This window comes from Geosporobacter ferrireducens (assembly GCF_001750685.1).
GTDB lineage: Bacteria > Bacillota > Clostridia > Peptostreptococcales > Thermotaleaceae > Geosporobacter > Geosporobacter ferrireducens.
The window spans coordinates 1,187,635-1,200,974 of sequence record NZ_CP017269.1 but is presented as its reverse complement, the minus strand read 5'-3'; the positions used below and the strand labels follow the sequence as shown (position 1 = coordinate 1,200,974).

13 protein-coding genes are annotated in these 13,340 nt (G+C 36.5%); all 13 read left to right on the top strand.

Annotated elements, in window-relative coordinates; all coding sequences use genetic code 11:
• The first annotated feature begins 10 nt into the window (after positions 1–10).
• Positions 11–604 carry a hypothetical protein gene (locus tag Gferi_RS06115; protein WP_156782333.1) on the top strand — a complete coding sequence of 198 codons (594 nt, stop codon included), beginning with the start codon at positions 11–13 and terminating at the stop codon, positions 602–604.
• 12 nt (positions 605–616) lie between these two features.
• On the top strand, positions 617–2,047 hold the full coding sequence (locus Gferi_RS06110) for an SLC13 family permease (RefSeq protein WP_069974740.1): 1,431 nt from the start codon (positions 617–619) through the stop codon (positions 2,045–2,047).
• A gap of 11 nt (positions 2,048–2,058) precedes the next feature.
• Positions 2,059–2,658 carry an adenylyl-sulfate kinase gene (gene cysC, locus Gferi_RS06105; protein WP_069974739.1) on the top strand — a complete coding sequence of 200 codons (600 nt, stop codon included), beginning with the start codon at positions 2,059–2,061 and terminating at the stop codon, positions 2,656–2,658.
• Positions 2,659–2,702: 44 nt separating this feature from the next.
• Positions 2,703–4,391: an adenylyl-sulfate reductase subunit alpha gene (locus Gferi_RS06100; protein ID WP_330389603.1), complete on the top strand. Its 1,689-nt coding sequence runs from the start codon at positions 2,703–2,705 to the stop codon at positions 4,389–4,391.
• Complete coding sequence (locus Gferi_RS06095) at positions 4,375–4,689, top strand: 4Fe-4S dicluster domain-containing protein (RefSeq protein ID WP_069974737.1); 315 nt, start codon at positions 4,375–4,377, stop codon at positions 4,687–4,689. The genes Gferi_RS06100 and Gferi_RS06095 overlap by 17 nt, the downstream gene beginning before the upstream one ends.
• Before the next feature lie 14 nt (positions 4,690–4,703).
• Positions 4,704–5,585, top strand: coding sequence for a sulfate adenylyltransferase subunit CysD (gene cysD, locus Gferi_RS06090; RefSeq protein WP_069974736.1), 882 nt, complete (start codon positions 4,704–4,706; stop codon positions 5,583–5,585).
• A gap of 65 nt (positions 5,586–5,650) precedes the next feature.
• Complete coding sequence (locus Gferi_RS06085; RefSeq protein ID WP_069974735.1) at positions 5,651–7,489, top strand: GTP-binding protein; 1,839 nt, start codon at positions 5,651–5,653, stop codon at positions 7,487–7,489.
• 369 nt (positions 7,490–7,858) lie between these two features.
• Positions 7,859–9,022 (top strand): radical SAM/SPASM domain-containing protein, encoded by a 1,164-nt coding sequence (locus tag Gferi_RS06080; protein ID WP_069974734.1) that lies wholly within the window; start codon positions 7,859–7,861, stop codon positions 9,020–9,022.
• On the top strand, positions 9,019–10,014 hold the full coding sequence (locus Gferi_RS06075; protein WP_069974733.1) for a radical SAM/SPASM domain-containing protein: 996 nt from the start codon (positions 9,019–9,021) through the stop codon (positions 10,012–10,014). Before Gferi_RS06080 ends, Gferi_RS06075 begins: the two co-directional genes overlap by 4 nt.
• 12 nt (positions 10,015–10,026) lie before the next feature.
• On the top strand, positions 10,027–10,476 hold the full coding sequence (gene ahbA / locus Gferi_RS06070; protein WP_069974732.1) for a siroheme decarboxylase subunit alpha: 450 nt from the start codon (positions 10,027–10,029) through the stop codon (positions 10,474–10,476).
• Positions 10,477–10,494: 18 nt separating this feature from the next.
• Entirely contained in the window at positions 10,495–10,980 is a 486-nt protein-coding gene (gene ahbB / locus Gferi_RS06065; protein WP_069974731.1) for a siroheme decarboxylase subunit beta, read from the top strand.
• Positions 10,981–11,021: 41 nt separating this feature from the next.
• The gene (locus Gferi_RS06060) at positions 11,022–11,720 is read left to right on the top strand and encodes a response regulator transcription factor (protein WP_069974730.1); all 699 of its coding nucleotides are present in this window, start codon (positions 11,022–11,024) and stop codon (positions 11,718–11,720) included.
• A complete protein-coding gene (locus tag Gferi_RS06055; protein ID WP_069974729.1) occupies positions 11,721–13,115 on the top strand; it encodes a sensor histidine kinase in 1,395 nt (464 codons plus the stop codon).
• Positions 13,116–13,340: the final 225 nt, after the last annotated feature.

Sequence of the window (13,340 nt, the reverse complement as noted above, 5' to 3'; positions counted from 1 at the left end):
GAAGACACCCATGGAATCAATATTAAGTTCTGCTGAAGATGTAATTACGAAGTACCAGGCTAATTATATACTCTTATCCTTCCAATATGATGTAGATCACACAGACAGAAAAAAAACTGTAGAAACGATAAAAAAGTATTTTGACATTTTTCTGCTTTTAAAATCGGATATACCTAACGATAAACAACGCATAGAGGAATATTTTTCATATGGTGTGCATGGAATTTATTTTGATATTAGCGTAAATATCTACACAAGGGAGCAGGCCGAGATCATGAGCTTTGCTGTAGAACTATTTACCCGTGGATGGATTTTTGCAAGCTCAAGAAATGATGAGACTATGATTGAGGAGTTATTATCACTAAAAATTGTACCTATAATTTCCAGGCACGATGATAGGCTTATTGAGTTTATAAAAACCCACGAAGATTTTAATAAACTCTCTCCTGGTCTATTAAAATCAATACCCTTGTTTGATCAGAGTCAGAGTGAATACTCTTTGACAGACAAAATTAAAATGAAAATGCTTTTAGAAACGCTAAACTTAAGACAAAAGCTTATGATCAAAAGTGTTGATGAGTCCTTAAGCTCTAGTGGACTTTAGGAGGACATAATCGTGAATAACAAAGTCTATATAGACAGAAGGCCATTAATTACATTGTTTTTAATAGAATACAAGAATGCGATTTTACTGTTATTTTCCTTTGTATTATTCTTTATATTTGTTACAAGTAAAAATATTCCAGAAGGGATGTCCATACAAGCCTATCAGGCATTAGTAATTTTTCTATTTGCCAACTTTCTGTGGATAACCAATGTAATCCCTCTTGCCATTACAAGTCTTATGGTAATGGGGCTTTTAGCCACATTTAATGTACTGGCAGAAGATAAGGTGTACTCCTTTTTTGGAAATAAAGCCGTCTTTTTTATCATAGGTGCCTTTATTATATCCGCTGGTATTACAACCTCCGGGCTCAATAAAAGAATTTCCTATTATATATTATCAAAATTTGGGAATAAACCCCATACACTGGTGCTTTCGATTTTTTTCTTATCAGCTTTTCTATCCCATATTATGCCGGAACATGCTGTGGCAGCCATGCTTTTTCCTATATTAATGTCAATCAGTAAGCGGTTGGAGCTAAAACGTGATTCTATATTGGGAAAATATATGTTTTTTTCATTGGCATGGGGGAGTGTTCTGGGGGGGGTTGTAACCTTCCTAGGAGGGGCAAGAAATCCCCTTGCTATAGGGATATTGGAAGAGACTACAGGGCAGAGCATAGGATTTTTAGAATGGATGGTGGCCGTTGCTCCGCCCATCTATCTTATCATGGGAATGGTTGCTATATACCTTAAGAAGAAGGTAAGTGTGTCAACAAGAGATATAGAAATATTGAAAGATTTATTTTCAGAGGGTGGAGAAAGAATAAGTAAAATTCATTTAAAAGAAATAAAAGCCCTTATTATATTGGCTGGCACCATTTATATGTGGATATTTGAAAGCAGCCGCTTTGGTATAGCCAATGTGGCACTTATCAGTGCAGCACTGTTTTTCGTATTAAATGTAATCAGCTGGGAAGATGCTAGGAAAGAGATTAATTGGGGCGCAATTTTTATGTATGGTGGGGCTATTGCGCTAGGCAAAGCTTTAGAGCAAACTGGTTTATTAGAATATATCAATCAAAACTACATTTCAAATATGAAATTTTCCACTTTAGGATTTATGATGGTCGTTTTTTCATTAAGTGTATTTCTTACAGAAGGAGTTTCAAACGCAGCAGTTGTTGTAATTTTACTGCCGGTGGTTATAAAAACGGCAATTTCTCTTAGCTTTCCCCCAGGTCTAGCCGTATATTTAGTAGCTTTACCATCTGGATTGGCTTTTATGTTTCCTATGAGTTCACCGCCTAATGCGATAGCCTTTTCTTCTGGTTATATAAAATCCGGTGAGACCCTACGAATCGGATTTGTTTTGAACATTATCTCGATAGTCGTTGTTACTGTCTTTGCTTTAACTTATTGGCGTATAATTGGCGTATATTAGGAGGTTTATTCATGAGTGACATTAAAAATATTCTTTGGCATGATACAAGTATAAAAAGGGAAGATCGTGAAGCTGTTCTAAAGCAAAGAGGTACTGTATTATGGTTTACCGGTTTATCAGGTTCAGGTAAATCTACAGTAGCCAATGCTGTGGAAAAAAGGTTATTTGAAGAACGTAAATTAACCTATCTTTTGGATGGCGATAACATCCGACACGGTTTAAATAGAGATTTGGGCTTTGACGTTGCTGACCGAATGGAAAATATCAGAAGAATTGCTGAAGTTAGTAAGCTTTTCATAGATGCTGGCCTGATTACGCTGACTGCTTTCATTTCCCCATTTCGTGAAGATAGGAATAAGGTGAGAGAACTTCTTGGAGAACGGTTTATAGAAGTGTTTGTGGATTGTCCTTTAGAGGTTTGTGAAGATAGAGATCCAAAGGGACTTTATAAAAAAGCCAGAGCAGGGAAAATAAAAGATTTTACAGGTATAGATTCCCTATATGAAAAGCCTACAAGTCCTGAAATAATTATTCGTACAGATGCTTTAAGTGTGGATGCATGCGCAAATGAAATTATTCATTACTTAGAGGTAAAGAAATTTATTAGATGAGGACTACGCGCTAAGGTATGCATTTTGAAAAAGGAGTGATTGTCTTGGAATTCGATGTAAGAACTATAGATATGGATATACTTATTATCGGCGGAGGAACAGCTGGATGCTTTAGCGCACTCACCATTACTGATAATTCTAATCTAAAGGTAGTTATTGCGGATAAGGCTAATATAAAAAGAAGCGGCTGCTTAGCCGCAGGGGTAAATGCGTTAAACGCGTACATTGGTAAAGGTGAGACCGCGGAGTCCTTTGTGGAATATGTAAAAAAGGATGCTGAGGGTATTATTCGTGAGGATTTAGTTTATAGCATTGCAAAACGGCTCAATGAAGTAACCAAGCATCTTGAAGTACTTGGGCTTCCTATTCTGAAGGATGAAAAGGGTGCGTATGTGCAGAGAGGAAAAAGAAGCATTAAGATTAACGGCGAAAACATTAAGCCACTTCTTGCCAAAGCAGTTATGGAAAGAGAAAATGTTACCGTTTTAAATCACATAAATATTGTGGACTATCTACTTCAAGAGGGCCATGTAATCGGTGCTATAGGTTTTGCACTAAAAGAAAATGTTATTTACGAAATATATGCTAAAAAGACAATATGTGCAACGGGTGGTGCTTCCGGACTTTATAGACCTAACAATACCACTTTTTCCAGACATAAAATGTGGTATTGTCCCTTTAATACAGGTGCTGGATACGCAATGGGCATCCGGGCAGGGGCTGAAATGACCTCCTTTGAGATGCGATTCATTGCGTTAAGGTGTAAAGATACCATAGCACCTACGGGTACAATCGCACAAGGAATAGAAGCAGTACAAGTGAACGCCAAAGGTGAAGCATACGTAGAAAAATACGGAAAACCTACAACGCATATGAGACTGTACGCTACCGTTATGGAGAATTTAAAAGGAAATGGGCCTTGTTTTTTGAAAACAGAAGGAATAACGCCTGAACAGGAAAAGGAATTATACAGGGCTTATTTAAACATGGCACCAGCTCAAACCTTAAAATGGCTCGAAAACAATAGGGGGCCAGCTCATGAGAATGTTGAAATTGAGGGGACAGAACCCTACATTGTAGGAGGTCATACAGCAAGTGGCTATTGGATAGATGGGGATAGAAAAACTACATTAAAAAATCTCTATGCCATAGGAGATGTAGCGGGTGGAAGTCCTAAAAAATATGTAACAGGATGTCTTGCTGAAGGTGAAATTGCTGCAATATCAGCTTTGAATACGATTGAAGATGTGCACATCCGTAAACTGGATAGGAAAGAGATAAGTGAAAGAGTTGCGTATTTTTCTCATTTTTTTTATAACAATGAAACTTTATATAGCATTGAAGAAGTGGAAGAGGCTATGCAAAAGATGATGGACGAATATGCTGGCGGTATATCCACTGCTTATATGTATAACACCACAAAATTAGGCATTGCAGAAAAGCGTATTGAAGAGCTTCTGGGCATAGCAAATACCCTAAAGGCCAGCAGCTTGGACGGATTATTAGCTATATTTGAAATCATCGATCGGTTATATGTGTGTAAAGTACTGATTAAGCACTTGGAAGCTCGAAAAGAAACAAGATGGAGATGTTATCAAGAATATATTGATTTTCCACAAAAAGATAACGAAAAGTGGATGCAGTATGTCAACTCTGTTTATAAAGAGGGAGGGGTAGAAATTATTTTCAGGGAATTAGTTAGGAGGGACGAAGCTTATGAGCATAAAGATTAACAAAGATAAGTGTATGTCCTGTAGCAAATGCTACAATGTCTGTCCGGGCAGCCTTATCGATCAAGATGATAGGCGCAAGGCTTTTATAAAATATCCGCAAGCATGTTGGGGATGTACGGCCTGTCTAAAGGAGTGTGCAGCAGGTGCAATCCAATATTACTTAGGCGCAGATATTGGCGGTAAGGGCGGCTTTCTGTATACATCGGACCATGGAGAAACCTTGGATTGGCATATTGTAAGCCCGGAGGGTAAAAAACATCTTATAAAACTTAATAAGAAAGAGTCTAATCGATACTAAGAGGGAGAATGAAAATGGATCATCTGACTAAGCTAGAAAATAAATCTATTCATATTTTAAGAGAAGCCTATGCAAATTTTAAGGACTTAGGAATGCTCTGGTCTATTGGTAAAGACAGTACAGTTTTACTGCATCTCGCCAGAAAGACTTTTTTCGGACATGTTCCATTTCCGTTGATTCATATAGATACCCATTATAAAATCCCTGAAATGATAGCCTATCGGGATAACTATGCAAAACAATGGAAGCTGGATATGATCTATGGAGAAAATACAGAAGCCTTAAAGTCTAGAATGACCTTTCCGAATGGAAACTGTTCCAGATTGGAGTGCTGCAGACTATTAAAAGCTGAAGCCCTAAAATCTACTCTAAACGCAACAGGAACAAGATATAGATTAAATCATGAAATAGGTGAATACGAAATAGAAAAAAATCCGAGACCTTTCACAGGAGTTATTGTAGGTGTGCGCTCCGATGAGGAAGGATCGAGATCGAAGGAGCGATATTTTTCCCCTAGGGATCACAAAAATGATTGGCATATTGGAGATCAACCGCCCGAATTTTGGAACCAATATAAGACAGACTTTGCACCAGGCACTCATGTGCGCATACATCCTCTTCTGGATTGGACGGAATTAGATCTCTGGGAATACATTCAAAGAGAAAATATACCCATGGTATCTCTTTATTTTGATAAAGGGGAGGGTAAGCGATATAGATCTCTTGGCTGCTGGACATGTACCCAACCGGTGGAATCGACGGCTCGTACAGTAGAAGAAATTGTTGAAGAACTAAGATCGGGCAAATTTTCTAATATTGCTGAGAGAAGTGGAAGGGCTCAAGATAAAGAAGATGGTGGAGGTTTAGAAGAGCTAAGAAAAGATGGATATATGTAAATAAAATTCAAAGTATATTTGAAAGAGATCTCACGTTATCATAATAAAAAGGGATGGGATTGATCATGCACAACAATCAAAATAGAAGCGAATCTGCAAAAATAATAAATGAAAACATGAATATCGTTATCGTTGGACACGTAGACCATGGGAAAAGTACGATCATTGGGCGGCTTTTAGCCGATACCAACTCACTGCCAGAAGGAAAGTTAGAGCAGGTAAAAGAAACCTGTAGACGAAATGCCAAGCCCTTTGAATATGCTTTTTTGTTAGATGCCTTAAAAGATGAACAGGCACAGGGAATTACCATAGATACTGCCAGAGTGTTTTTTAAAACTAAAAAAAGAAAATATATCATTATAGATGCGCCTGGACATATTGAATTTTTAAAGAATATGGTTACGGGTGCAGCCAGAGCCGAAGCTGCCCTGCTGGTTATAGATGCACAGGAAGGTATCATGGAGAATTCCAAGAGGCATGGATATCTCTTATCGATGTTGGGTATCAAGCAGGTTGTGGTTTTAGTCAATAAAATGGATCTAATTGATTATAATCAGAGGAGATACGAACAAATAGTAGAAGAGTATAGGGCTTTTCTTTCACAAATTGGTGTAGAAGCAGATTTGTTCATTCCTATTAGCGGTTTTATGGGAGATAATGTTGCCTCAATTTCTAATAAAATGCCATGGTACAATGGAAATACGGTACTAGAAAAATTAGATTTACTGAACAATCAAAAGGGTGTCAAAGACCAAGTATTTAGAATGCCTGTACAGAGTATATATAAGTTTACAGCTGGTGGAGACGATCGAAGAATTATCGCTGGAACGATTGATACAGGAAAAATAAGGGTAGGAAATGAGGTGATTTTTTATCCTAGCGGGAAAAAATCTAAGGTAAAGTCCATTGAGCGTTTTAATGCCTCAAGAATAAATGAGGATATAGCTGGAAGCGCCACTGGTTTTACGCTTGAGGAACAGATATATGTTACAAGAGGAGAACTGGCCTGCATCATCGATGAAAGAAAACCGGAAGTGTCCACAAGAATAAAGACAAAGCTATTCTGGTTGGGAAAAGAGAACTTGAGCAGCAACAGAGGTTACTATATAAAAGTAGGTACCCAAAGAGTCAGAGCCGATCTTGAAGAGGTTATAACTGTATTGGATGCATCTACCTTATCGACCACAACACGGCAATATGTACAAAGACATGAGGTGGCGGAAGTAATTTTTAAGCTGGAAAAAGAGATAGCCTTTGACAGGGCCGAAAATCTAACAGAAACCTCAAGATTTGTACTTGTAGATAACTATGAGATTTCCGGTGGAGGAATTGTTGTAGATAGTTTAGAAGATGGAAAAGACTGGTTAAGAGAAAAAGTAGACAGAAGGAACATAAAGTGGATTGAAAGCGCTGTTACAAAGGAAGAACGAGGGATTCGATACGCACAAAAACCCATTATGATACTGATTTCCGGTAAGAAGGAGTTAGGTAAGAAGGATATTGCAAGATATATTGAAAGAGGGCTTTTTATAGAGGGAAGAAATGTGTATTATCTTGGCATCGGAAATGTTCTCTATGGAATAGACGCAGATATAAAGGAAGAAAATTCCATGGAGGATAGGGAAGCGCATTTTAGAAGATTTGCTGAAATATCGAATATAATGCTTGATGCAGGGGATATATTGATTGCTACAGCGGATGATATACAGGAGAGTGATATGAATATCATCAATACGGTTATCGATTCAAGTGATGTAAAACTGTTATGGGTTGGAGCTGTAAACGATCACAATCTTCCAATTGCTCTACATGTAGAAGAAAATGAAATAAAAGAGGAGATATATTTAAAAGTTAAAAAGATGTTGCTAGACGCTAAAGTACTTTTTGATCCTTTGAATTACTAAGTATTGTAATAACGATGATAAGTGAAATCGTTATTGGGATATAAATTAATATACAACAGAAGACCTAGGGGGTTCCTAGGTCTTCTGTTGTATATGCTACAGTTAGTGATTGAAATTTAACAGTTAGATATCTAATATAAGAACCATTCGGCTTAAATTAAAGCTTGATTATGCTGGCACAATCATTGCATTGTAAGTGCTTAGTAATGAAGGGCGCTTTATTACATTGGGTTTAATGATAACTCCTCAAAAAGGGGGCTGATTATAGTGGAGCCTCCATAATATCTCCACATCTTTATATTATAATAAGTTGGAATGTGAGAAGAATATAATATGGTAAAGATTAGGCAATAGAATAGGAGAATGAACATGTTGGATATAACGAAAATATTATCTGGAAATATAGAAGATGACTCTGAACGCTATTCAAGAGATTGCAATAAAACAGTATCTGGAACGAGAAAAAACTTCGGACCAGTGGTAGCATGGAATATAACCCAGCGATGCAACTTTCGCTGCCAGCATTGCTATTCCAGCTCAAACTGTGAAGAGGATGAAAGTGTATTAACATTAAATGAAATAAAAAGAATAATAGACGAGTTTAAAGAAAATAATGTGCCCGTTATCTTACTCTCAGGCGGAGAACCCCTTATGAGGGAAGATATATTTGATATTATAGCGTATATAACCACAAGCGGTATACGCGTAAGTCTTTCAACAAACGGAAGTTTAATTGATAAAGATACCGCCATGAAATTAAAAAAAATGGGAATTGGTTATGTTGGAATTAGCATTGATGGAACGAAAGAAAACAATGATTTTTTTAGAGGCGTGCCTGGGGCATTTGACAGTGCAGTGAAAGCGATTGAGAACTGCCATGATGTAGGCCAGAAAGTAGGCATTCGGTTTACAATGCAAAAAAACAACTATAAAGAGATTCCCAATGTTTTTGCCTTAGTAGAGGAAATGAAAGTAAATAGAATATGCTTCTACCATTTGGTTCCTTCTGGAAGAGGGAAAGATATAACAGACCAAATGCTATCTTATAAAGAAACCAAGGAGGCAATAGATTTCCTTTATGCCTATTCAAAAAAAACAGTTGAAGGAAAAAGCAGCATTAAAGAAATTTTAACGGTTGCCAATCATGCCGATGGTCCATACATTTATCAGAAGGTTCAAAAAGAAAATCCGGAAAGAGCAGAAAGTATATTAAAACTGTTAATGAGAAATAGAGGCAATAGATCCGGTATGGCTATTGCAAATGTAGATTGGCAGGGGAATGTTTATCCTGATCAATTTAGTCGATTTTTAAAGCTAGGAAGCCTAAGAGATAGTAGCTTTTCAAATATATGGAATGATGATCAAGCGATCCTGACTCAGCTTAGAAATAGAGAAAAGTTAATCAAAGGGAAATGTTCTGATTGTAGATGGTTTGAAATTTGCAATGGAAATCTAAGAGCAAGAGCCTATCATATCTTAGGAGATACTTGGGCTGCAGATCCAGCTTGTTATTTGGAGGATGATGAAATTTGATAATATCATGGAATATCACAAAGCGTTGCAACCTTTATTGTGATCATTGTTATCGTGATTCAAGCTCAGACTATTTCACCGGAGAATTGAGCACTAAGGAAGGAAAGAAGCTTATCGAAGAAATTTCAGAAGCAGGATTTAAAATCTTAGTTTTGAGTGGTGGTGAACCGCTCATGCGAAAGGATGTATTTGAGCTTGCTCATTATGCTAAACAAGTGGGATTAAAGCCGGTGATGGGGACAAATGGAACTTTAATTACACAAGACACTGCTAAGCAATTAAAAAACTCAGGGATTGAGGCTGCAGCGATTAGTATTGATCACATTTGTGAAGAAAAGCATGATTTATTTAGAAACGCTGCAGGTTGCTTTCAAAAAGCACTGGAAGGTGCGAATAACTGTATTCAGGCAGGTATCAGAGTACAAATTAATACAACGATCACAAAAGAAAATAAAGATTATATACTAGATATAACCGACTTGGCTAGAAAGATAGGTGCTACATCCCATCATCCGTTTTTTCTTGTAGAAGTCGGAAGAGGAGAACAGATTAGTCATGTATCTTTAGAAAATAATGAGTATATACAGCTGATAAATTCAATTTTGGATAAGCAGTTAGAAACAGATATAGAATTAAAGCCTACTTGTGCACCACAATTTATGGCCTTTGCAAAACATAGGGAAATGAAAATGAGGTTTTCCAGAGGATGTATTGCAGGTATAGGGTACTGTTGTATTCTCCCAAATGGAGATGTGCACATTTGTCCTTATTTGCCTGTGAAAGCCGGAAGTGTGAAAGAGTTACCCTTCGACCAGCTTTGGAAGGATAGTACGGTATTTAACAGTTTAAGAAATTTTGATAACTATAAAGGAAAATGCGGGAACTGCGCAAATCTTTCAGTTTGCGGAGGATGTAGAGCAAGAGCTTACACAAAAACAGGAGATTATTTAGCAGAAGATCCTGTTTCTAACTATTGTTTTATGCGTAATTAAGGAGATGGTAGAATGACAGAGATAGAAAAATTGGTTTTGAACGAGCTGCAAAAGGGAATTCCCCTGGTTGAGAGGCCTTTCATGATAATAGGTGAGAAGCTTCGTATAAGTGAAGACGCGGTTATTGATATTGTTAATGTTTTGAAGCGGAAAGATTACATTCGACGTTTTGGCGGAATTCTAGACGTAAACAAGCTGGATGTTAAAAGCATCCTCATTGGAATGAAGGTTGAACCTCAGGATATAAAAAGAGTGACGACTTTGATTAATGCATATAAGGGGGTTACGCACAACTATGAACGTAAAGATGACTATAATCTCTGGTTCACATTAATGGAACAATCGCAGAAGAAATTGAATGAAACCATAGCGGAAATAAGAGTGAAAACCGGAGTGAAAGAAATGTTATGTCTACCCTCTATTAAAAAGTATAAAACCAGTGTATTTTTTAGATTTGACTAGACAATGAAAGGATGATGTATGCTGGATAAATTAGATAAAAAAATATTAACCGAGATTTCAAAAGATCTTAGCATATCAAAAGATTTTTTTGGGGAAATAGCTTCGAAACTAGGAATTTCTAAAGGCGAAGTAATAGAACGTTTAAAGCGAATGCAGTATGCCGGTATCCTTAAAAGAATAGCACCCGTGGTAAAACATTATAACACAGGATACGTATTTAATGCAATGATCGTGTGGGCTGTCGATGATGAGACGGATAAAAGTAAAATTAGCATGCTAATGAAGGCATATGAAAACATTAGTCATGTTTATGAAAGAGAAAAAGGTCCGAATTGGCCCTATAATATGTATACCATGATACATGGTAGAAGCTGTGAAGAGATTAAATCGGTTGTTGCAGCATTATCTAAATGTATTGATAGTGAAGTTTATAAGGTTTTATTTACGAAAAGACAATGGAAAAAAGCAAGTCCGGATATGGAATACCTTTTTTCAGATGAGTGATAGATATATTTTTCAATAACACGATAATAGGGAGGCTGGTTATGGCGTCTTCGAATATTAAAATACTTGTGATAGAAGATGAAGAAAAACTTTCTGATGTTGTGAAATCATATCTTGAAAACAGTGGATATTCAGTAAGAACAGCTTATAACGGCAAAGAAGCGCTAAAGATGTTTGATCAAGTAAATCCTTCTTTGATAATATTGGATTTAATGCTGCCGGATGTTTCTGGTGAAGAAATTTGTCGAACTATAAGGCGAAAATCTACAGTTCCTATTGTTATGCTTACCGCAAAAGTAGAGGAAGAAGATATTATTGCAGGTCTTGATATTGGAGCTGATGATTATATTACAAAACCATTCAGACCCAGACAGTTGGTTGCTCGAGTAGCTGCACTTCTTAGAAGAAGTTTAATTGATAAAACTGATAGAGCTGAGATTTTAGTATTTAATGAGGATTTAGTTGTGGATAGTCAGAAGCACGAAGTTAAAAAACAAGGAAAGGCCATAAATCTTACACCCAATGAATATAAAATTCTATTAACTTTAATTAAGAATAGCCAAAAAGCTTTTACAAGAGAGGAACTAATATCGATAGCGCTAGAAGGAAATTTCGAAGGTTTTGACAGAACGATTGATTCTCATATAAAAAATTTGAGGCAGAAGATTGAAACAAATCCAAAACAACCTCAATATATTTTAACTGTTCACGGAGTCGGGTACAGGTTTGGTGGTGAATAAATGAAATTTGGCTTGAAAGCAAAACTGTCTCTGTCCAACATTATCCTTGTGACAATATGTGTAGCTTTGATCAGTATATTTGCGAATATCTTTTTAGAGGAGCACTTTATTGAATATATTATGCAGAATCAAGAGCATAAGATTGAGCATGTTGTTAGTTTGATTCAAGACCAATACGAAGAAAATATCGGATGGAATCAGAAGTCGATTACTAAAACCGGTATCAATGCATTAGAGCAGGGATTGATTGTGAAAGTGAAGGATGATAAAGATAACATCATATGGGATGCTGTCAGTTATGATCCAGTACAGTGTGAGAATATCCTATCACATATGTCAGAGAATATGAACAGTCGGTACCCTAAATGGCAGGGTGGATATGTGGAAAAGCAATATCCGGTGTATTTTGAACAAGAACAGGTAGGTATTGTGGAAATCGGATACTATGGCCCCTTTTATTATACGGATAATGATTTGCATTTCATCAGGAAAATTAATAGAATGCTCATCAGTATAGGGACATTATCCCTAATTTTTGCACTATTCGTGGGAAACTATATGGGGAATAGATTGATTACTCCCATTTTGAGAGTCATTAGGACTGCTCAAATGATTGCTAAAGGATATTTTGGAGACAGAAGCCGTGAAAAATCTAATACAAAAGAAATTAATGAATTGATTAGAGTCATAAATGATCTTGCGGAAACTCTAGAAAATCAAGATCGGTTGAGAAAAAAAATAACTGCTGATGTAGCCCATGAACTACGAACACCTTTAGCAACGCTGCAAAGTCATATGGATGCTATGATAGAAGGTATTTGGGATATTAATGTTGAAAGATTGAAAAGTTGTAACGAAGAAATCAGCAGACTCATCAATATGGTTGGAGATTTACAAGAGCTTGCAAAGGTAGAAGGGGAGAATTTAATTTTAAATAAGGTAGAATTTGATATTTCAGAATTAGTACAGAAAATGATTATGAATTTTGATAAGCAGTTTAAAAATAAGCAAGTAGAAATAGAGTTTTTTGGGGATAAAACAATGGTTGTTGCAGACAAAGATAAAATAAGTCAGGTAATTATCAATCTGATGTCAAATGCTCTAAAATACACACAAACAGGAGGAATGGCCGCCATATGGATACACAATAACGATGAAATAATATCGTTACGGATAAAAGATAGTGGAATCGGGATTTCCAAAGAGGACCTCCCACATATCTTTGAAAGATTTTATCGCGCGGAAAAATCTAGGAACCGCCTAACTGGTGGTTCTGGGATCGGTCTTGCAATTGTAAAGGCCATTGTGGAAGCCCATAAAGGAACCATCATGGTACGAAGCAATTTGAATCAGGGTACAGAATTTGTCATAACGCTCCCGAAACAGGTAAACTAGTAGATTTACCTGTTTTTTATTGCTCGGAAAAAGGTTAAGAAAACTTAACAACATACATACTTAGATGGGACAAACTGTCGAAATTAATAAAAAAAAAGAAAAGTTTGTCCCAAAATCCATAAAATCTCCACATAAATTTTGTATAATGGGGACACATCCAATTCGAAGAGATTATACTAGGATGCAGAATAGAAAGGAGGAATCATGCTATGAATAAGAACATAA

Bases quoted from the DNA above. Each gene is read 5' to 3' on its own strand.
- Gferi_RS06080 (WP_069974734.1), top strand. From the start codon at position 7,859: ATGTTGGATATAACGAAAATATTATCTGGAAATATAGAAGATGACTCT.
- Gferi_RS06060 (WP_069974730.1), top strand. From the start codon at position 11,022: ATGGCGTCTTCGAATATTAAAATACTTGTGATAGAAGATGAAGAAAAA.
- ahbA (WP_069974732.1), top strand. From the start codon at position 10,027: ATGACAGAGATAGAAAAATTGGTTTTGAACGAGCTGCAAAAGGGAATT.
- ahbB (WP_069974731.1), top strand. From the start codon at position 10,495: ATGCTGGATAAATTAGATAAAAAAATATTAACCGAGATTTCAAAAGAT.
- cysD (WP_069974736.1), top strand. From the start codon at position 4,704: ATGGATCATCTGACTAAGCTAGAAAATAAATCTATTCATATTTTAAGA.
- Gferi_RS06085 (WP_069974735.1), top strand. From the start codon at position 5,651: ATGCACAACAATCAAAATAGAAGCGAATCTGCAAAAATAATAAATGAA.
- Gferi_RS06095 (WP_069974737.1), top strand. From the start codon at position 4,375: ATGAGCATAAAGATTAACAAAGATAAGTGTATGTCCTGTAGCAAATGC.
- Gferi_RS06055 (WP_069974729.1), top strand. From the start codon at position 11,721: ATGAAATTTGGCTTGAAAGCAAAACTGTCTCTGTCCAACATTATCCTT.
- Gferi_RS06115 (WP_156782333.1), top strand. From the start codon at position 11: ATGGAATCAATATTAAGTTCTGCTGAAGATGTAATTACGAAGTACCAG.
- cysC (WP_069974739.1), top strand. From the start codon at position 2,059: ATGAGTGACATTAAAAATATTCTTTGGCATGATACAAGTATAAAAAGG.